Annotated in this window: 21 protein-coding genes and 1 pseudogene; 21 read left to right on the top strand and 1 reads right to left on the bottom strand. The window is 33.1% G+C overall.

The window, feature by feature from the left end:
- The gene (locus EB819_RS01560; RefSeq protein WP_069797180.1) at positions 1–711 is read right to left on the bottom strand and encodes a zinc metallopeptidase; all 711 of its coding nucleotides are present in this window, start codon (positions 709–711) and stop codon (positions 1–3) included.
- Positions 712–819: 108 nt separating this feature from the next.
- Here EB819_RS01560 and EB819_RS01555 point away from each other — a divergent pair, with 108 nt between their 5' ends.
- From EB819_RS01555 to EB819_RS01455, 21 genes and pseudogenes are all read left to right on the top strand, one after another.
- Positions 820–1,944, top strand: a complete 1,125-nt coding sequence (locus tag EB819_RS01555; RefSeq protein WP_069797181.1) for a GNAT family N-acetyltransferase — start codon at positions 820–822, stop codon at positions 1,942–1,944.
- 10 nt (positions 1,945–1,954) lie between these two features.
- Positions 1,955–2,134: a hypothetical protein gene (locus EB819_RS01550; RefSeq protein WP_069797182.1), complete on the top strand. Its 180-nt coding sequence runs from the start codon at positions 1,955–1,957 to the stop codon at positions 2,132–2,134.
- Between the two features lie 117 nt (positions 2,135–2,251).
- Positions 2,252–2,623 carry an NADH-quinone oxidoreductase subunit A gene (locus EB819_RS01545; RefSeq protein WP_069797183.1) on the top strand — a complete coding sequence of 124 codons (372 nt, stop codon included), beginning with the start codon at positions 2,252–2,254 and terminating at the stop codon, positions 2,621–2,623.
- A gap of 69 nt (positions 2,624–2,692) precedes the next feature.
- Positions 2,693–3,250, top strand: coding sequence for an NADH-quinone oxidoreductase subunit B (locus EB819_RS01540; RefSeq protein WP_069797184.1), 558 nt, complete (start codon positions 2,693–2,695; stop codon positions 3,248–3,250).
- A 125-nt stretch (positions 3,251–3,375) separates the two neighbouring features.
- On the top strand, positions 3,376–3,870 hold the full coding sequence (locus EB819_RS01535; protein WP_069797185.1) for an NADH-quinone oxidoreductase subunit C: 495 nt from the start codon (positions 3,376–3,378) through the stop codon (positions 3,868–3,870).
- Between the two features lie 22 nt (positions 3,871–3,892).
- Entirely contained in the window at positions 3,893–5,116 is a 1,224-nt protein-coding gene (locus EB819_RS01530) for an NADH-quinone oxidoreductase subunit D (RefSeq protein WP_069797186.1), read from the top strand.
- Positions 5,117–5,238: 122 nt separating this feature from the next.
- The gene (locus EB819_RS01525; RefSeq protein WP_069797187.1) at positions 5,239–5,748 is read left to right on the top strand and encodes an NADH-quinone oxidoreductase subunit NuoE family protein; all 510 of its coding nucleotides are present in this window, start codon (positions 5,239–5,241) and stop codon (positions 5,746–5,748) included.
- Between the two features lie 8 nt (positions 5,749–5,756).
- Positions 5,757–6,884 (top strand): AAA family ATPase, encoded by a 1,128-nt coding sequence (locus EB819_RS01520; RefSeq protein WP_069797188.1) that lies wholly within the window; start codon positions 5,757–5,759, stop codon positions 6,882–6,884.
- Position 6,885: 1 nt separating this feature from the next.
- A complete protein-coding gene (locus EB819_RS01515; protein WP_069797189.1) occupies positions 6,886–7,515 on the top strand; it encodes a DUF3226 domain-containing protein in 630 nt (209 codons plus the stop codon).
- Positions 7,516–7,561: 46 nt separating this feature from the next.
- Positions 7,562–8,914, top strand: a complete 1,353-nt coding sequence (gene nuoF, locus EB819_RS01510) for an NADH-quinone oxidoreductase subunit NuoF (RefSeq protein WP_069797190.1) — start codon at positions 7,562–7,564, stop codon at positions 8,912–8,914.
- 45 nt (positions 8,915–8,959) lie between these two features.
- Entirely contained in the window at positions 8,960–9,964 is a 1,005-nt protein-coding gene (locus EB819_RS01505) for an NADH-quinone oxidoreductase subunit G (RefSeq protein ID WP_069797191.1), read from the top strand.
- 75 nt (positions 9,965–10,039) lie between these two features.
- Positions 10,040–11,089: an NADH-quinone oxidoreductase subunit NuoH gene (gene nuoH / locus EB819_RS01500; RefSeq protein ID WP_069797192.1), complete on the top strand. Its 1,050-nt coding sequence runs from the start codon at positions 10,040–10,042 to the stop codon at positions 11,087–11,089.
- 112 nt (positions 11,090–11,201) lie between these two features.
- The gene (locus tag EB819_RS01495) at positions 11,202–11,756 is read left to right on the top strand and encodes a NuoI/complex I 23 kDa subunit family protein (RefSeq protein ID WP_069797219.1); all 555 of its coding nucleotides are present in this window, start codon (positions 11,202–11,204) and stop codon (positions 11,754–11,756) included.
- Positions 11,757–12,250, top strand: a pseudogene (locus tag EB819_RS12945) (NADH-quinone oxidoreductase subunit J family protein).
- Positions 12,251–12,254: 4 nt separating this feature from the next.
- Positions 12,255–12,581 carry an NADH-quinone oxidoreductase subunit NuoK gene (gene nuoK, locus EB819_RS01485; RefSeq protein ID WP_069797220.1) on the top strand — a complete coding sequence of 109 codons (327 nt, stop codon included), beginning with the start codon at positions 12,255–12,257 and terminating at the stop codon, positions 12,579–12,581.
- A 5-nt stretch (positions 12,582–12,586) separates the two neighbouring features.
- Positions 12,587–14,479 carry an NADH-quinone oxidoreductase subunit L gene (nuoL, locus tag EB819_RS01480; protein ID WP_069797221.1) on the top strand — a complete coding sequence of 631 codons (1,893 nt, stop codon included), beginning with the start codon at positions 12,587–12,589 and terminating at the stop codon, positions 14,477–14,479.
- Between the two features lie 3 nt (positions 14,480–14,482).
- A complete protein-coding gene (locus EB819_RS01475) occupies positions 14,483–15,967 on the top strand; it encodes a complex I subunit 4 family protein (RefSeq protein ID WP_069797194.1) in 1,485 nt (494 codons plus the stop codon).
- A gap of 73 nt (positions 15,968–16,040) precedes the next feature.
- Positions 16,041–17,420, top strand: a complete 1,380-nt coding sequence (locus EB819_RS01470; RefSeq protein ID WP_069797195.1) for an NADH-quinone oxidoreductase subunit N — start codon at positions 16,041–16,043, stop codon at positions 17,418–17,420.
- A gap of 123 nt (positions 17,421–17,543) precedes the next feature.
- Positions 17,544–18,173 carry a TetR/AcrR family transcriptional regulator gene (locus EB819_RS01465; protein WP_069797196.1) on the top strand — a complete coding sequence of 210 codons (630 nt, stop codon included), beginning with the start codon at positions 17,544–17,546 and terminating at the stop codon, positions 18,171–18,173.
- Between the two features lie 4 nt (positions 18,174–18,177).
- The gene (locus EB819_RS01460; RefSeq protein ID WP_069797197.1) at positions 18,178–19,428 is read left to right on the top strand and encodes a TolC family protein; all 1,251 of its coding nucleotides are present in this window, start codon (positions 18,178–18,180) and stop codon (positions 19,426–19,428) included.
- Between the two features lie 66 nt (positions 19,429–19,494).
- Positions 19,495–20,466 (top strand): HlyD family secretion protein, encoded by a 972-nt coding sequence (locus EB819_RS01455; RefSeq protein WP_069797198.1) that lies wholly within the window; start codon positions 19,495–19,497, stop codon positions 20,464–20,466.
- The last annotated feature ends 182 nt before the right edge of the window (positions 20,467–20,648 follow it).

The raw sequence follows: 20,648 nt of genomic DNA, 5'->3' as shown, positions 1-20,648 counted from the left end.
TTAATCTCTTCTTCCTCCGAAAAGCATTGATGCCCAATAAAGCAATTGTGCTAATGAACCAAGTGCTGCTACTACATAAGTTCTCGCCGCCCATTTTAGTGAATCTTCAGCCGCAGCATGCTCTTCTCTACCTAATGTTCCTGAATTTTCTAACCAAGCTAGCGCTCTTTTACTCGCGTCATACTCTACTGGTAAAGTGATGAACGCAAAAAGTGTAGTTACCGCAAAAAGTAAAACACCAATTGCCAAAACTGTAGTATTCCCTTGCGGATTCTGAATACTTCTAGAAGCAATCATCACAGAAATCCCCGCAAAAATTACAAACTGAGAAAGCGTAGAACTAATATTTACCAACGGAACCAATTTAGACCGAAGTTGCAACATAGAGTAACCAACTGCATGTTGTACAGCATGACCACATTCGTGAGCGGCAACTGCTGCTGCTGCTGCATTTCTCTGCATGTAAACTCCTTCAGAAAGATTTACTGTTTTATTTACTGGATTATAATGATCCGTTAATTGACCAGGAACCGAAATCACTTGCACATCATGAATTCCATTATCGCGAAGCATTTTTTCGGCAATTTCTTTACCAGACATACCATTTCTGAGATGGACTTTGGAATAATGTTGAAATTTCGACTTCAATCTGGCCGAAACCAACCAACTCACGAGCATTAACGCTCCTAAAATTAAATAATAACCTGTCATATTTTTATTTTCTTTTTTATTTTATTTACCCTTTTTGAAGTAAAAACTGTGCCAAACTTGGGCATTGTCATCTTTTACGCTATCTTTGTTTTTCTAATTTTTATCAACATGTCTGAAGTAAAAATCATTCAAGTTACTACCGAAAAACAATTATCAGATTTTATCAAATTTCCGATGAATCTGTACAAAAATAATCAAAATTATGTACCATCTTTAATCAAAGATGAGAAAAGCATTTGGAACAAAGAAGAAAACCCTGCTCTTGCTTATTCTGAAGCTAAGCAATTTTTGGCTTACAGAGATGATGAAATCGTAGGAAGAATTGCGGTGATGATTAATCACAAAGAAGCACAAGAACTTGGCATAGAAAAAGTAAGATTCGGGTGGTTAGATTTTATAGATGATGAAGCCGTTTCTAAAGCTCTCATTGATACTGCTATAGCTTATGCTAAAGAAAAAAATATCAAAAAAATAGAAGGACCGATGGGTTTTACCAATCTAGACAAGGCAGGAATGCTCACTTTCGGGTTTGACAGATTGGCAACGATGATTGGCATTTACAATTTCAACTATTATCCAAAACATTTAGAAAAATTGGGATTGGTGAAAGAAAAAGAATGGGTAGAATTCGAAATTATGTTTCCTGATGTTTTACCAGATAAAGTTGAAAAATTTAGCCAACTCATCGCAGAAAAATATCAACTAAAAACTATAAAATTCAATTCTAAAGAAGAAATTCTTCCTTTAGTAGAACCGATGTTTAAGTTACTAGACGAAACATACAAAAATCTTTCTACTTACACCCCTATTACCGATGAGCAAATCTTGCATTACAAAGAAAAATACTTCGGTTTTATAGACAAAGATTACATTATCTGCATCACGGATAAGGATGACAAGTTGATTTCTTTTGCGATTACCATGCCTTCATATTCTAGAGCTTTGCAAAAAGCCAATGGAAGTTTATTACCATTCGGGTGGTATCATTTACTAAACGCAGGCAGAAAAAACGAAAGAGCGAACTTTTATTTAATCGGGATTCATCCAGAATACCAAAGAAGAGGAGTAACTGCAATTATTTTCAAAGAAATTTGGAAAACTTTCAAGAAAAAAGGGGTGAAATTTTTAGAGACCAATCCAGAATTAGAAGAGAACAAAAACATCCAATTACTTTGGCAAGATTATAATCCTGTAAACCACAAGAGACGTAGAACTTACACTTTAGAATTTTAAAAATTTAAAAATGAAAACTCAACTTTATTATTACATTGGCATTATCATCATGTACGTGATGTACAATCAGTTTTTCCAAGTAAAAGATGAGAAAACTAATGCTATTATTAATATTTTGTTTGCGAGTTTTCTTTTTGGGTACATTGCATTCATTGCGTTTAAGGTTTTAAAAAACCTCAAGAACAAGTAGTTGTTTTTATTGATTCTAAATTAGAGAAAACCCTTTTTTAGAAAGAAAAGTGTTTAAAAATACTTCTCATTTCTATTTATATTTCGTAAATTTGCCAGTTAGAAATACTTAATAGAGATGAATTTACCTGATAATTATATCCCTGTTCTTATTCAGGCGGCAGTAGGTTTAGGTTTTGTGTTATTTACTTTATACGCATCACACAATTGGGGTCCTAAAAGACACACTTCTGGAGCTACTAAAGATGACACTTTCGAGTGTGGAATTGAAGTAGAAGGAAATGCAAGAACTCCGTTTTCTGTAAAATATTTTCTTACCGCTATTTTATTCGTTTTATTCGACATAGAAATTGTTTTTTTCTATCCTTACGCTGTAAATTTTAAAGAATTAGGATTTGAAGGATTCCTTGCGGTAACTACTTTTATAGCAATCTTCTTCATAGGATTTTTCTATGTACTAAAACGTGGAGCTTTAGATTGGAATAAGTAAATTTATACCGCTAAAGTGTTTTACACATTAGAGTAAGATTTTTCAAAAAAAACTTTAAAAAAATTAAAAATGTCAGATAATAAACCTGTAATCAATACTAATGCACCTGCGCCTCCAGGAATAGAAGGTGAAGGTTTTTTCGCAGGAAAATTAAGCGATATTATTGGTATGGCGCGTAAGTTTTCGCTTTGGCCATTACCATTTGCTACTTCTTGTTGTGGTATCGAATTTATGGCAACTATGGCTCCTAACTATGATTTATCTAGATTCGGGGCAGAGAGAATGAGTTTCTCGCCAAGACAAGCAGATATCCTACTGGTTTGTGGTACTATTTCTAAAAAATTAGCTCCAGTTCTTAAACAAGTTTATACACAGATGGCAGAACCAAGATGGGTAGTTGCTGTAGGTGCTTGTGCAAGTAGCGGTGGTATTTTTGATACTTATTCTGTTTTACAAGGAATTGATAAAATTATTCCTGTAGATGTATATGTTCCAGGATGCCCACCAAGACCAGAACAAATTCTAGAAGGCTACATGCAAGTACAAGCTTTGGCAGAAAACGAAAGCTTAAGAAGAAGAGACTTACCAGAATACAAAGCTTTATTAGAAAGCTACGGAATTAAGTAATTTGAAAATGTAAAGATTTGAATTTCAAGTCTTGCGTTTATCAAAAATAAATTTGAAACAATAATAGAAACAAATTTTTGAAGGCGATGTAATTTACCTCGATTTCAAATTTTCAAATTAATAATATGACAAGCGAATTTGTTTTAGAAGCCATCAATAGAGAATTTCCAGAAGCAGTGATTTCTTCGTCTGAACCTTATGGATTTCTTACTGTAGAAGTAAAAAAAGAAGAGCTTAAAAAAGTGATTCATCACCTTAAAGAGTCTTCTCTTAATTTTATGTTCCTTACAGATATTTGTGGTATTCATTATCCAGACCATAAGGAGAAGGAACTTGGAGTAATCTATCACCTTCATAATTTACAAGAAAATTTTAGAATAAGAATCAAAAGCTTTTTCCCTAAGGATAACGCCGAGGTAGATTCTATTACAGACTTGTATTCAGGAGCCAATTGGATGGAAAGAGAAACATATGATTTCTACGGAATTACGTTTAAAGGTCACCCAGATTTAAGAGTTATTCTAAACATGGAAGAACTAGGTTATCACCCTCTTCTAAAAGAATATGCGCTAGAAGATGGAACCAGAACTGACAAAGACGACTCTATGTTCGGTAGATAAAAATTCTGAAATCTAAATTATTATGAAAGACAATCAATTATCAAATATACTTAACCAATACGATGCTCAAGAGCAAGTAGATGGTCAATTATATACACTGAACCTCGGTCCTACTCACCCTGCTACACACGGAATTTTCCAAAATGTCTTAACCATGGATGGTGAGAGAATTCTTCATTCTGAACAAACCGTAGGTTATATTCACAGAGCTTTTGAAAAAATTGCTGAACGTAGAAATTTCACGCAAATTACCACTCTTACAGACCGTTTAAATTATTGCTCTGCACCTATCAATAACATTGGTTGGCACATGACAGTAGAAAAACTTCTTGGTATAGAAATGCCAAAAAGAGTAGATTACATGCGTGTTATCATGATGGAATTGGCTCGTATTGCAGACCACTTGGTTTGTAACTCCGTAATTGCTGTAGATACAGGAGCTTTAACTGGTTTCACCTACGTTTTCCAAGACAGAGAAAAAATTTACGATATCTACGAACAAGTTTGTGGCGCTAGAATGACTACAAACATGGGTAGAATTGGTGGTTTCGACAGAGATTTCACTCCTAAATTCCACGAATTATTAAAAGATTTCTTAAAAACTTTCCCTGCAAGATTCCAAGAATTTTCAAATTTAGTAGAAAGAAACAGAATCTTCATGGACAGAACCATCGGTGCTGGTCCTATCAGTGCAGAACGTGCATTAAACTACAGTTTTGTAGGCCCTAACTTAAGAGCTGCTGGTGTAGATTATGACGTAAGAGTCGCAAGTCCTTATTCATCATACCAAGATTTTGATTTCAATATTCCTATTGGTACTGCGGGTGATACTTATGATAGATTCATGGTTCGTCAACAGGAAATTTGGGAAAGTTTGAAAATCATTAACCAAGCTTATAATAATTTACCAGAAGGAGATTTCCATGCAGATGTACCAGAATTTTTCTTACCAGAAAAAGCAGAAGTATACAATAACATGGAAGCATTAATCTATCACTTCAAAATCGTGATGGGCGAAACTGATATTCCTGCTGGAGAAGTTTATCATTCTGTAGAGGGTGGAAACGGTGAACTTGGTTTCTATTTAGTAAGTGATGGCGGCAGAACTCCATACAGATTGCACTTTAGAAGACCTTGTTTTATCTATTATCAAGCGTATCCAGAAATGATTAAAGGTGCCGTAATCTCTGATGCAATCGTTACGATGAGTAGCATGAACGTGATTGCTGGAGAATTAGACGGATAAAAAGATATAAATTTTAGATTATAAATTTTAAATTATTAATCTAAAAAATCCATAGTTAATTATTTGAATTAAAGATATTTAAAATCTAAAATTCAGAATTTAAAATTTAAAATTTTAAAGAAGTGAGCGAAACAATTGCTTTTAAACCAGAAACTTTAGAAAAAGTAAAACAAATCATTGCAAGATATCCAGAAGGAAAACAAAAATCTGCATTAATTCCTGTGCTTCACATAGCGCAGAAAGAATTTGGAGGTTGGTTAGACGTTCCTGTGATGGATTATGTAGCAAGTGTTTTAGAAATTACTCCAATAGAAGTGTATGAAGTAGCTACTTTCTACACCATGTTTAATATGCAACCTGTAGGAAAATACGTTTTAGAAGTTTGCGTTACAGGACCTTGTATGTTAAGAGGAAGTGATGATATCGTAAATTATATCAAAGAAAAATTAGGCATCAAAGCTGGCGAAACTACTGCAGATGGTTTATTTACTCTAAAACCTGCAGAATGTCTTGGAGCTTGCGGTTATGCACCAATGATGCAACTTGGAAAATTCTATCACGAAAATTTAACTAAAGAAAAAGTAGACGAAATCCTTGAGCTTTGCAGACAAGGACAAATCGCTTTGGATTAAGAAAATAAATGAAAAATAATCACCTAAAATATCTAAAAATAGAAAATTTCAAAAAATTTGATTTTTTGGAAGTAAAAGATATTGGACAATTTAATCTAATTGTTGGAGATAATAATGTTGGGAAAACTTGTTTACTTGAGGCATTACTATTCGATGATAATTTTATTAAATGGATACATAACCTTCATCAGACTTTAAATATTAGAGGTATTAATTATAGAACATTTCTCAAAGGTGATTTGAATTCCAATTTATTTGAATTTCCTGAAAAAAGTTATTTTAAATATTTAGTTAAAAAAAATAGTCCTTTAAATATTTCTTATCAAAAGGGAGATAATCAAATTGAAAAACTTTCTATTGAATATAAGAATATATTAGAATTAAATAGTAAAGATTATTTAAAAAGAAAGGATAATTATCAATTCAATAATTTACGTCATTGGTTGAAATTTTATAAAAATTCTAAATTTGAAGAAATACAATTTATGTATTTAGATGATATAGAAATTAATGATTTTTATTGGCCTTTTATAACATTTAACTTATCATATAGTAATGATTTAGAAGATTTTTTAAGAACACTGGATAAAAAAAGAGAAGAATTTATACAGAAAACAAATGATCTTAATTATAATCATAAGCAAGAGATTATCAAGATTTTAAATAAAATTTTCAACTATGAATTGGTTGATTTTCACACAACAGAACATGGTTATAATGGGATGATTAGTTTTGCTTCAAAATCAGACAATGAATATTCTGCCATAACTCAATTTGGAGATGGATTTCAAAAAATTTTCAGATACATTGTTGAGATTTTATATATAAGTAGTAGCAATGAAAAAAGATTAATGATTGACGAGATAGATACAGGTATTCATTATTCAAAAATGAAAGAATTTTGTAAAAACATAATCTACTTATGTAAAAAATTTGATATTCAAATTTTTGCAACAACTCATAGTTTAGATTTTCAAAAAGCTTTAATTACTTCAATTGAGCAAGAATCAATCTCTATAAAAAAACTTATAAAACTTATAAAATTACAAGAAAATAAAGATAAAAGTATAAAGGCAATTACTTATCCATATAATGAATTTCAATATTTAGTTGAATCAGAAACTGAAACCCGATAAAATGGAAAATATTAGGATATTTTGTGAGGGAGTTTCTGACCAAAGATTTTTAAGAGATTTCATTTTTCTAAACTATGATATAGAAATTTCTGATAAGCAATTGAAAAAAAATGAAATTATACATAATTTAGGAGGTTGGACAAATCTTAAAAATTTGAAAAATAAAATAACAGAAGAATTATTTGAATTCACCTCATTAATTTTTCTTGATGCAGATGATGAAAAAACAGCTGAAAAAGCTGGTAAAGAAAAAACTGAAAAATTTATTGATGATTTAATGTTGGAATGGAATTGGAAAAATTATGATAAATATATTTTCCCAAATAATATAGAAGAAAAAGGAGAAGTTGAAGATTTTTTTGAAAAAATTATAAACAAAGAAAATTCAGATATTTTTGATTGTTGGAACAGTTTCGAAAAATGTTTGTTAGACAAGAATAAAAGTTACATGATTCCTGCAAAAAAATCTAAAGTATATCTTTACCATGAAGCATTAATCGAAAACAAAGATAATTGTAAAGATTCTGGTAGAGATTTTAAGGATAGTAAACTTTGGGATTTAGATTGTGAAAATAATTTATACCTCAAAAATTTGAAAGAGTTTTTAGATAAATATTTAAAAGTAAATTAATTAATAAAGCAATAAGCTAAAAGCGAATTGCCAAAAGTATAGAAAAATGAGTAAAAAACTTTTACTTAAAAACGCACACATAGAAGGTATCAGATATTTTGATACTTACAGAGAACATGGAGGTTACCAGTCTGTAGAAAAAGCATTGAAAATGACTCCAGACCAAATTGTAGAAGAAGTAAAAACTTCTGGTCTTAGAGGTCGTGGTGGTGCTGGTTTCCCTACAGGAATGAAATGGAGCTTCCTAGCAAAACCAGAAGGTGTGCCTAGATATTTGGTTGTAAATGCAGACGAATCAGAACCTGGAACTTTCAAAGACAGATATTTGATGGAGTTTATTCCTCATCTTTTGATTGAAGGAATGATTATCGCATCTTATGCATTAGGTTCTAATACTTCTTACATCTACACCAGAGGAGAATATGCATGGATTCCAGATATTTTAGAACAAGCAATTGACGAAGCTAAAAAAGCAGGTTTCCTAGGGAAAAATATTTTAGGCAGTGGTTTCGATTTAGAAATCTATGTTCAGAGAGGAGCTGGTGCTTATATCTGTGGAGAAGAAACTGCACTTCTAGAATCACTAGAAGGAAAACGTGGAAATCCTAGATTAAAACCACCTTTCCCTGCGGTAAAAGGTCTTTGGCAATGTCCAACTGTGGTAAATAACGTAGAAACCATCGCTGCAGTAGTTCCAATTATAGATATTACAGGAGCAGAATACGCTAAAATTGGCGTAGGTCGTTCTACAGGTACTAAATTAATTTCCGCTTGCGGAAACATCAATAAACCAGGAGTTTACGAAATAGATATGACCATCACCGTAGAAGAATTTATCTACTCTGATGAATATTGTGGAGGAATTCCGAATGGTAAAAAATTAAAAGCATGTATTCCTGGAGGTTCTTCAGTTCCAATTGTTCCAGCAAATTTATTGCTTAAAACAGCTTCAGGCGAACCAAGATACATGAACTACGAATCTCTTTCTGATGGTGGTTTCGCTACAGGAACCATGATGGGTTCTGGTGGTTTCATTGTTTTAGATGAAGACCAATGTGTGGTAAAACACACCATGACCTTAGCTCATTTCTACAACCACGAAAGTTGCGGACAATGTACACCTTGCCGTGAAGGAACTGGATGGATGTATAAAATTCTGAAAAAAATAGAATCAGGACAAGGCGAAATGAAAGATATCGACTTGCTATGGGATATTCAGAGAAAAATTGAAGGAAATACCATTTGTCCATTAGGAGATGCAGCAGCTTGGCCTGTAGCAGCAGCAATTCGTCATTTTAGAGATGAATTCGAATGGCATATCAATAATCCAGAATGCTTAACCAGAAATTATGGAATTGCACATTATGCAGATCCACTTCCGGTAGTTGAAAAACAATAATATTAGACATTAATAAAGCTAAAGCTTAATTCATAATACATAGAAATGAGCGAAGAAATTAAAAAATTTAAAGTAACCATTGACGGACAAACTACGGAAGTAGAACCAGGTACTACCATTCTAAACGCAGCGCGCCAGATTGGTGGAAAATCTGTTCCTCCGGCAATGTGTTATTACAGCAAATTAGAAAACAGTGGTGGTAGATGCAGAACTTGTTTAGTAGAAGTTTCTAAAGGTTCTGAAGCAGATCCTCGTCCTATGCCAAAATTAGTGGCAAGCTGTAGAACCACAGTAATGGACGGTATGGAAGTGAAAAACCTTACTTCTGAAAAAACGCAAGAAGCAAGAAAAGCCGTTACAGAATTCCTTTTACTCAATCACCCACTAGATTGCCCTATTTGTGACCAAGCTGGTGAATGTCACCTTCAAGATTTAGGTTACGAACATGGTCTTCAGCAAACCAGAAATGATTTTGAAAAAAATACGTATGATGCTGATGATTTAGGACCAAACATTAAGCTGAACATGAACAGATGTATCTTGTGTGCAAGATGCGTTTTGGTAGCTAACCAATTGACGAATACTCGTGAACACGGAATTCTTTTCAGAGGTGAGCATGCAGAAATCTCTACTTATCTTAATAAAGCTTTAGATAATGATTTTATTGGGAACGTAATAGACGTTTGTCCAGTAGGAGCATTAACAGATAGAACAGCAAGATTTGCAAGCAGAGTTTGGTTTACAAAACCAGTAGACGCTACTTGTACTTGTTCTAAATGTTCTGGTAAAGCAGTTCTTTGGATGAAAGGAGACGAAATCGTAAGAGTAACTGCCAGAAAAGACCAATACGGAGAAGTAGAAGAATTTATCTGCAACGAATGTAGATTCGAGAAAAAAGACGTAAAACACTGGAACATAGAAGGACCAAGACACATCAGCAGACATTCTGTAATTTCTCTAAACCACTATCAGAAACCAGAAGATGCTGAAGTGGAAAAATTAGAATATGAAACCGCTAAAGAAATTAGCAAAAAAGATAATTTAGAATAATTTGGAGAAAGATGAATGGTTAAAGATTCTCAAAATCTAAAATCTAAAATCTAAAATCTAAAATCTCATAAAGAAATGGATTTAATACTTTTCAAAACAATACTTGTAGTATCACTTTTCGCCCTATCTATGGCTGTAGCAGCCTATTCTACTTGGGCAGAGAGAAAGGTGGCTGCCATTATGCAAGACAGAATTGGTCCCAACAGAACCTGGAAATTCGGTTTACTTCAGCCATTAGCTGACGGTGGAAAATTCTTCTTCAAAGAAGACTTTATCCCAGAAAAAGCAGAAAAATTCTTATTTTTCTTCGGGCCTGGTTTAGTAATGTTTATTTCACTTATTACCGGAGCTGTAATTCCTTGGGGAAAATCTCTAAATATTGGCGGACAATCTTTTGATTTACAAGTAGCCAATCTAGATGTAGGTGTTCTCTATTTAATGGGAATGGTTTCTATCGGTGTTTACGGAATTATGATTGGAGGCTGGGCTTCTAACAATAAATATTCATTAATCGGAGCAATTAGAGCTTCATCTCAAATGATTTCTTACGAATTAGCAATGGGGCTATCTCTATTGGCTATTATCATGATGAACAGTTCTCTAGACCTTAAGGTAATTGCAGAATCTCAAAGTGGATGGTATGGTATGAAATGGAATATTTTCTTCCAACCATTAGCATTTATCATCTTCTTTGTAGCTGCATTAGCAGAATGTAACCGACATCCTTTTGATTTGCCAGAATGTGAAACCGAATTAGTAGGAGGTTTCCATACAGAATATTCTGCAATGAAATTAGGATTATATATGTTTGGAGAATATGTAAATATGTTCATTTCTTCGGCATTAATCACTACCCTTTTCTTAGGAAGTTACAATTTCCCAGGATTAGCATGGATTGGTGAAAACTGGGGAGAAAATGCTGCTGGAATTGCAAGTATTTTAGCATTCTTGGCTAAAACCATTGCCGTAATCCTTACCTTTATGTGGATTAGATGGACTTTACCAAGATTTAGATATGACCAATTAATGCACCTTGGCTGGAAATCATTAATTCCGCTTGCATTAGTAAACTTGTTGGTAACTGGAGCTTTAGTTCTTTTGAACCAACATTATCAATGGATTTAATCATTTGAAATTGATTATTTGAAATTTGAAATTAAAAAAAATTAAAAATTTAAGATAAAGTTTGAGTAGAGAAAAATCTCATCTCAAATCTCACATCTCAAATCTAATTTATATGAAACTAACCAATAGATCAAAGGTAGCTTCTAACAAAAAGATGACTTTTGCAGAGAAAATTTATCTCCCTGCAATCATCAAAGGAATGGGAATTACCGGAAAACATGCGATAATGACTCTTACTGGGAAACTACCTACGGTAAGCTATCCTGAAGAGCAAAGAGAATTTTCTAAAATTTATCGTGGATTACACGTTCTGAAGCGTGATGATGAAGGCAGAGAAAGATGTACGGCTTGTGGATTATGTGCGGTAGCTTGTCCAGCTGAAGCCATTACCATGACTGCGGGAGAACGTACCAAAGAGCAAAAACATCTTTACAGAGAAGAAAAATATGCCGAAGTATATGAAATCAATATGCTAAGATGTATCTTCTGTGGATTATGCGAAGAAGCTTGTCCTAAATCTGCAATTTATCTTACCGATAGAATTGTAAAACCAGAACAAAACAGAGGCTCATTTATCTACGGCAAAGATCTTTTGGTAGAAAGCATGGAAAATAGAATAGATATTTCTGAAAGACAAACAGAATCACAAAAAAAAGCTCTTAAATAAATGGAACAGTTCTTATTCTTTTTTATCGCTTTAGTAGCGGTTGCAAGTGCTGTTTACTTTGTATTTGCAAGAAATCCTTTGTATGCAATTTTATCATTAATTGTTACTTTTTTTAGCATTGCCGCATTATATGTTTTACTGAATGCGCAGTTCTTAGGAATTGTACAAATTATCGTGTATACAGGAGCCATCATGGTGTTATTCCTTTATGTATTAATGATGCTTAATCTTAATGCTAAAGACGAAAGCAAAAAACAAAACCTTACGAAATTTATCGGTATTTTTTCTGCCGGAATCCTTTTCGTGGAATGTTAGGAGCTTATAAAGGTCTTTCTCAATCGAATGTTGTTCAAAATATTGATAGCAGCATCGGTTTGACTAAAAACCTTGGAAAATTATTGTTTAACGAATATGTATTACCATTCGAACTCGCTTCTATCCTGATTTTAGCAGGTATTGTAAGCGCAGTATTAATTGGTAAAAAAGATTTATAGAATTATGGAAGTCAATTCATTTTTACAAAACATACCGCTCAATTGGTACATCATTTTAAGTACTACATTGTTTTGTTTAGGAGTTTTAGGAGTTCTCGTTCGTAAAAATGCCATCATCATTTTAGGATGTGTAGAATTAATGCTTAATTCTGTAAATCTACTTTTGGCTGCATTTTCTGCTTATAAAGGAGATGGACACGGACAAATTTTGGTATTCTTTATCATGGTAGTGGCTGCTGCAGAAGTTGCGGTAGGTCTAGCGATTATCACTATGATGTATAGAAATACCAGAAATGTAGATGTAAGTATTTTTAACAAATTAAAAGGATAATGCAGATGGAAAATTTAGTATACGCAATCGTTTTACTTCCTTTAATTGGATTTGTAATCAACGGATTATTCGGAAAGCGCTTACCAAAAGCTTTAGTTGGCGGATTAGCTACTTTAGTAGTATTCGCGGCTTTTCTAATTTCTGTAAGTATTTTTATAGGTTTTCCTGCAAACGGAACACCAGTTATTGTAAAAGCATTTGAATGGTTCACCATTGGTGGAATTCAGGTGAATTTCGGGTTCCAAATAGACCAATTATCATTAATGATGATGATGATTGTTACGGGAATTGGTTCTTTAATTCACTTGTACTCTATTGGTTATATGAGCCATGACAAAGGTTTCTACAAGTTTTTTACTTATCTGAATTTATTTATTTTCTCCATGCTTCTTTTGGTAATGGGAAGCAATTACCTTATTCTTTTCATCGGTTGGGAAGGTGTAGGTCTTTGTTCTTACTTACTGATTGGTTTCTGGTACGAAAATACAGAATATGGTAAAGCTGCTAGAAAAGCTTTCATTATGAACAGAATTGGTGACCTTGGTTTATTGATTGGTATTTTCCTAATCGCTTCACAAACCAATGCACTAGATTATCTTTCTGTAGCACAAAACGCTTCAAAATTTGAATTTGACGGAGTAGTGATTATGTTTATCACGCTAAGTTTATTCATTGGAGCTATGGGTAAATCTGCACAGATTCCTTTATTTACTTGGCTACCAGATGCGATGGCTGGTCCTACCCCAGTTTCTGCGTTAATTCACGCGGCTACCATGGTTACGGCTGGTATTTATTTAGTAGTACGTTCTAATTTCTTATATCATCTTTCACCGAGTACTTTAGACTTTATTCTTGTAATAGGTCTTGCAACTTCATTAATTGCAGCATTCATCGGTTTAAGACAAAATGATATCAAAAAAGTGTTAGCTTACTCTACTGTTTCTCAGTTAGGTCTTATGTTTATAGCACTAGGTGTAGAAGCTTATACTTCTGCTATGTTCCACTTAATGACGCACGCTTTCTTCAAAGCATTGTTATTCTTAGGTGCTGGTTCAGTAATTCACGCCATGAGTGGAGAACAAGATATGAGATTTATGGGAGGCTTAAAATCTAAAATTCCTGTAACCTATTGGACGTTCTTAATCGGAACACTTGCAATCGCTGGAATTCCGCCATTGTCTGGTATGATTTCTAAAGACGAAATTTTAGTGGCACTTTGGGCAAAATCTCCAATAATTTGGGGCTTAACATTGTTCAGTGCTGCATTAACTGGAATTTACATGTTTAGATTGTTATTCTTAACCTTCTTTGGAAATTTCAGAGGAACAGAAGAACAAAAACATCATTTACACGAAAGTCCTATCTCTATGACTTTACCATTAGTAGTATTAGCTGTATTATCAGTGGTAGGAGGTTTCATTAATTTACCTCATTTTATAGGTCATGGTGAATACCAAAATTTAGCACATTGGCTAGAACCACTTTACGTATATGGAGCTAAACATGCAGAAGTTCCATTTAATATTGAAATGATTCTTTTGGCGATTACCTTAGTAATGGTAGCAGCGGTATTCTTCATCGTAAGAAACATTTATGTTACTAAAAACAAAATGGCTCAACCAGAAGAAAATTATAAAGGCTGGGAAAGACTTTCAGCTAAAAAATTATTAATAGACGAACTTTATAATGCTACGGTTGTGAAACCTGTAGAAGGTCTTGGAAAAGGCACCAGAATGTTTGATAAACTGATGGATAGATTCTTCAATTTTGTAGGTTTCGGAGCAGTAGATTCTGGAAGAGCGTTTAAAAAATTCCAAAACGGTAATGTAGAAAATTATGTTCTCATTATGTCTTTGGCAATCGGTTTAATTTTAATTGTTAACTTTTTATTACAATAGCAAATGTTAGAAGCACTGTTACTTTTACCTTTAATTGGTTCAGGATTGGTTTTTGCGTTTAGAAACTCTAATAGCAAATATTTAGCAGTAGGAATTGCTTTCGTGCAGATGTTTTTAACATTCTACATGCTATCACAATTTAATAATGTACCTACGGTAGACTCTCCATTACAATTTGAGATTATCAAACCGTGGTCATCCTATATTAAAAGCACATTACACTTCGGTGTAGACGGAATGAGTATGCTTTTGTTATTATTAACAAACATTTTAGTTCCATTAATTATTCTTTCTTCTTTCAATGAAAACAAGAAATACAATAATAATTTCTACGCGTTAATCCTATTAATGCAGTTTGGTTTAGTAGGTGTTTTCACTGCTCTAGACGGATTATTATTCTACGTTTTCTGGGAAGTAACGCTTATCCCAATTTGGTTCATCGCAGGACTTTGGGGAGACGAAGAAAAAAGAATTAAAGTTACCACCAAGTTTTTCGTATATACTTTTGTAGGTTCATTATTTATGTTCATTGGTTTAATTTATGTATACAACCATGCTGCATCTTTTGAACTCACAGATTTATACAACGCTAACTTAAACGAAGTACAACAAGTAGTGGTTTTCTGGTTAATTTTCTTAGCTTTTGCTGTAAAATTACCGATTTTCCCACTTCACAATTGGCAACCAGACACTTACACCTTCTCTCCTACTCAAGGAACGATGTTGCTTTCTGGTATCATGCTTAAAATGGCTATTTATGGTGTTTTAAGATATTTATTACCAATTGCGCCAACTGCTTTACTCGGAACTTCTGGACAAGTCGTGATGATTCTTTCTATTCTAGGAGTGGTTTACGGAGCGCTTATTGCAATTGTACACCATGATATTAAGAAAATTATCGCTTACTCATCGCTTTCACACGTAGGATTAATGGTGGCAGGTATTTTTGCTTCTGCTATTCTTACCGCTCAAGGAAATTTCACTTTCGAAGGAGCACAAGGAGCTTTGGTTCAAACTTTTGCACACGGTATTAATGTAGTAGGTTTGTTCTACTGTGCTGATATTTTAATCAAACAATTCAAAACAAGAGACATCAGACAAATGGGAGGTTACGCTAAAGCGGCTCCTAAATTTGCGACGCTTTTCATGATTTTATTACTTGGTTCTATGGGAGTTCCATTAACGAATGGATTCATCGGCGAATTTATTTTATTAAAATCTATTTTTGATTATGATAAAGTGGTAGTCGTTTTTGCAGGTCTTACTATTATTCTAGCCGCAGTTTATCTACTAAGAATGTATGGAAAAGCCATGTTTGGAACCGGTGACGAAAGAGTGGTAAGTACCTTAAAAGACATTTCTAATGTAGAATTTGTAGTATTGGCAAGTTTAGCTGTTGTGGTAATCGTATTAGGAGTTTTCCCAAGCGGTGTTTTAGAAATGGTGAATAGTTCGTTGAAGTTTATCTACTCTTCTATTAAGGGTTAAAAAAATAATAAATTTTAGAATTTGTTTTTTGAGAATCTCAAATCTCAAATCTTAAATCTCAAATCTATAAATAATGAGTGTTTTAGTAGTTTTATTCCTTACGGCAGTATTAGCATTATTTTCTGGAGTTTATAATCAAGGAAAATTTGCAAGATATATCGGAATTTTGGGACTTTTGGTTGCACTTTGTGTAAGCTTCTCTCCTGAGTTAGCATTTTTTAATCAATACAAATCTATGTTTGATTTTAATGAAAATGCGGCTTTATTTACCAAAATTTCTTTAGTGGTTACATTGTTAATTTTCTTCTTAGGAGGTTTTGCATTTAACAATCACCGTAGTCACCAATCAGAATTATATTCGTTAATGTTATTTTCATTAATCGGAGCAGTAATTCTTTTCAGTTTTACAAATTTAGTTACACTATTCTTAGGAATCGAAATCTTATCTATTCCGCTATATGTAATGGCTGGAAGCAACAAGACTGATTTACGCTCAAACGAAGCTTCAATTAAGTATTTCTTAATGGGAGCATTTGCTACAGGATTCCTTCTTTTTGGAATTGCATTAATTTATGGAAGCACAGGTAGTTTTGATGTTCATGTAATCAATACTTTCAGCGTAGCAAATCCTAAAGATTTAATGTTTGTAATGGGAATCATGTTAATGTTGGTAGCAATGGCATTTAAGGTTTCTCTAGCTCCTTTCCACATGTGGAGTCCAGATGTTTACCAAGGTGCTCCATCATTAATTACAGCATTCATGGCTTCTGTAGTAAAAATTGCTGCATTCTTTGCCTTCTTCAAGGTTATGAATCTTGCTTTTGCAGGAAGCATTAAAGAATGGATTAACATTCTAGGCGTCTTAGTCATCATCACGCTTTTATTAGCCAATGCAATGGGATTAGCGCAAACCAATGCTAAGAGAATGCTTGCTTATTCTTCTGTTTCTCATGCAGGTTATTTAGGTTTAATTTTCTTCGGAGCAAACAGCTTATCTGTATATAATTTAGCATTTTACTTATTCGCATATTCATTAGCTACAGTTGGAGTATTTATGACTTTAATTTGGGTAGAAAAACTAAAAAGAGAAACCTCATTCGAAGCCTTCAAAGGTTTGGCAAAATCAGAACCTTTATTAGCAGTTGTAACAGCAGTTTCATTATTATCAATGGCAGGAATTCCATTAACAGCAGGATTTGTAGCGAAATTTAATATTTTTGCTCAAGCGATGAACGGAGCTGCTTTCCTAGTTTTGATTGCTGTAATTGGTTCTGCACTAAGTATCGCTTATTATTTAAATCTGATTATATCTATGTTTTTCCATACAGAAACTACATTTAAAAGTTCAGAAAAAGTAAGCATTACGTATAATATTATTGCAGTTTTCATCATTGTAGCAATTCTTGCAATTGGTATTTATCCAGACCTTTTCAAAGTACAATTTGGACTTTAATTGGCAAGTCTTAATCATAAAATAAACACAATTCAGAAATGGGTTGTGTTTTTGTTTTTTCAAATTTTAATCATTTGATTAAATAATTTGTTTAAATCAAATTTTTAATTGTACATTTGCTTCATGAAAAGTGAAAAACAGATGAATGAACAAGAACAATCTACCGAAGAAAAAATTCTAGAAGCAGCTTCAGAAGTTTTTACAGAAAAGGGATTTGCAGGAACCAGAACCAGAGATATTGCCGAAAAAGCAGGAATAAATCTGGCGCTACTTAATTACTATTTCCGAAGTAAAGAAAAACTTTTTGAACAAGTGATGAAGATAAAAGTAGTGCTACTCTTCGGGAAGATTTTCCCTATTTTAAGCAACGAGAAAACATCTTTAGAAGAAAAAATAGACTTAGCTTCAGAAAAATATTTCGAAATTTTGTCTAAAAATCCTAATCTTCCTCTTTTTGTAATCAGTGAAATTCAGAAAAAAAATTCTAACATTTCTAAGATTATTCCTATCAATAAAATTTTTGAAAACTCTATCATCATCAAACAAATCAAAGAAAAAAGACCAGAAATCAATCCATTGCATTATTCAGTCAATTTCTTAGCGATGACCATTTTTCCTTTCGTAGCAAAACCTGTTTTTAATGCTTTTGAACTGACTAATGAAGAAGAATACCACCAATTCATTAGCGAAAGAAGAAAACTAGTTCCAATTTGGATAAAACAACTTTTAGAAATAAAAACTGAAAATCTTTAACACGATGGAAAAACTTAAATACATTTTCCTCTTATTCATAGGGCTCATCAATGCCCAAGAAACCATTACCCTTGAACAATGTTACCAATGGTCACGAGAAAATTATCCTTTAATCAAAAAGCAAGAATTGATTAAAAAAGCAGAGCAATTCACCACAGAAAATGCACTGAAAGGCTGGCTTCCTCAAGTAAACATTACTGCGCAAGCTACTTACCAAAATGATGTTACTCAATTTCCCGTGAAATTACCAAACGTGAATGTAGAACCACTCAGTAAAGACCAATACAAAGTTTTTGCAGACGTTTCTCAAACCATTTACGATGGCGGAAACATTAGAAATCAGAAAAATTTAGCAAAAATCCAGTCCGAAGTTCAAACCATACAAACTGAAGTGGAATTAGACAAACTGAAAGAGCGAATTAATCAACTCTATTTTGGGATTCTTCAAACCAATAAACAATGGACTCAACTACAATTCACAAAACTTGATATCAAAGAAGGCATCAAAAAAGCAGAAGCTCAATTGAAAAATGGGGTTATTTTCAGAAGTAATCTAGATGTTTTAAAAGCAGAATTGGTAAAAATTGAACAAAAAGAAATTGAACTCCAAGCCATAAAGCAAAATTTCGTGCAAATGCTTTCTTACTTCATCAAGAAAAATATCGACGAAAACACTCAGCTTGAAACTCCTGAAAAAATTCTATTAACGAATAATAATAATCGCTCAGAACTAAAACTTTTTGATTCACAGAAACAACTTCTAGAAACGCAAAGAAAAATCATCAATACTAAAAACACTCCAAAATTAGGAGCATTTTTCCAAGGTGGATACGGAAAACCGGGCTTCAATATGCTGAAAAATGAGTTTGACATTTTCTATATTGGCGGAATTAGACTTAATATCCCAATTTCTGGATTTTACACTCAGAAAAACGATTTGGCTTTGTTAGAAAATCAGTCACAAGAAATAGAAATCCAAAGAGAAAACTTCTTGTTTAACCAAAATTTTATTGAAATCCAACAAAGAAATGACCTTGAAAAGATTCAAAATTTAATTGACAAAGACAATGAACTGATTGAACTAAGAAAAAACATCAAAACAGCTAGTCTTGCCCAATTAGAAAATGGCGTTATCAATACTAATGATTATCTGCGAGAAGTAACCGCCGAAGAACAAGCAATTCTCACAAAAATTACCCACGAAATTCAATATTTATTGACCCAATATAATTTGAAAGCTCAACTAAATAATTGAAAATGGAAAGGGGAAATTAAACTTCTTAACAACTTCACGATTGTACAACTTTACAAAAAATAAAAAATGAAAAAATATATTCTTCCTCTCCTAGTTTTGACCATTTTCTCTTGCAAAAGAGCAGACCAAGATTATGATGCTTCTGGAACTTTCGAAGCAGATGAAATCATCGTTACGGCGGAAGCTACAGGAAAAATCCTTGAACTCAATCTCAATGAAGGAGATGCATTAAAAGCCAATCAAAACATAGGTTTAATCGACGGAAAAGGCGTAGAATTACAAAAAGAACAAGTTTTGGCTTCTATCAATGCCATCGAACAAAAAACCAATGATGCAGCACCTCAAATTGCAGTTCTGCAATCTCAGTTAGCTACACAAAATTCTCAAATTACTGTGCTTCAAGAGCAATTAAACAATGCAGTGAGAGAAAGAAACAGAACCGCCAATCTCGTAAAATCAGATGCTGCAACGCGCAAGCAATTAGATGATTTAAACGGAAATGTTGTGGTAATTCAAAAACAAATTGCATCGGCAAAATCACAATCAGAAATTTTGAAACAACAGATTTCTTCTACTCTAGAACAAGTGAAAATCCAGAATAGAGCTATTTTAAGTGAAAAAAATCCTACCGAGAAGAAAGTTTTGCAAATAGATGAACAATTGAAACATAATGTTATTTCTTCGCCCATTAAAGGAATTGTACTTACAAAATACATGAATAAAGGCGAGTTTGCCACCATCGGAAAACCAATTTATAAAATGGCAAATTTAGATGAAATGACTCTCAGAGCTTACATTACAGGAGACCAATTGGCAAAAGTAAAAGTTGGTCAAAATGTAAAAATTTTGGTTGACGCAGGAAATGGCGAAACCAAAGAAATGAACGGAAAAATCTACTGGATTTCACAAAAATCTGAATTCACTCCCAAAACTATTCAAACCAAAGACGAAAGAGCCAATCTAGTATACGCTACCAAAATACATGTTAAAAATGATGGCTTTCTAAAAATTGGAATGTACGGAGAAGTGAAACTTTAAGTCTGATGTTTTTTAACACCCCGTCAAAATCAAAGATTTTGACACCCCTCTGAAAGAGGGGAATCTACTCTAATATAATTAAAAAGAAATAGAAAATATTTCAAAATTAGCGAGCCACGAAGTGGCGAAATCAATAGCATAGTGCGAAGCGCTATGAAATGAGTAATCAACAATTTATGAAG

This window comes from Cloacibacterium normanense (assembly GCF_003860565.1).
Lineage (GTDB): Bacteria > Bacteroidota > Bacteroidia > Flavobacteriales > Weeksellaceae > Cloacibacterium > Cloacibacterium normanense.
This window is presented reverse-complemented; position numbering and strand designations above follow the sequence as displayed.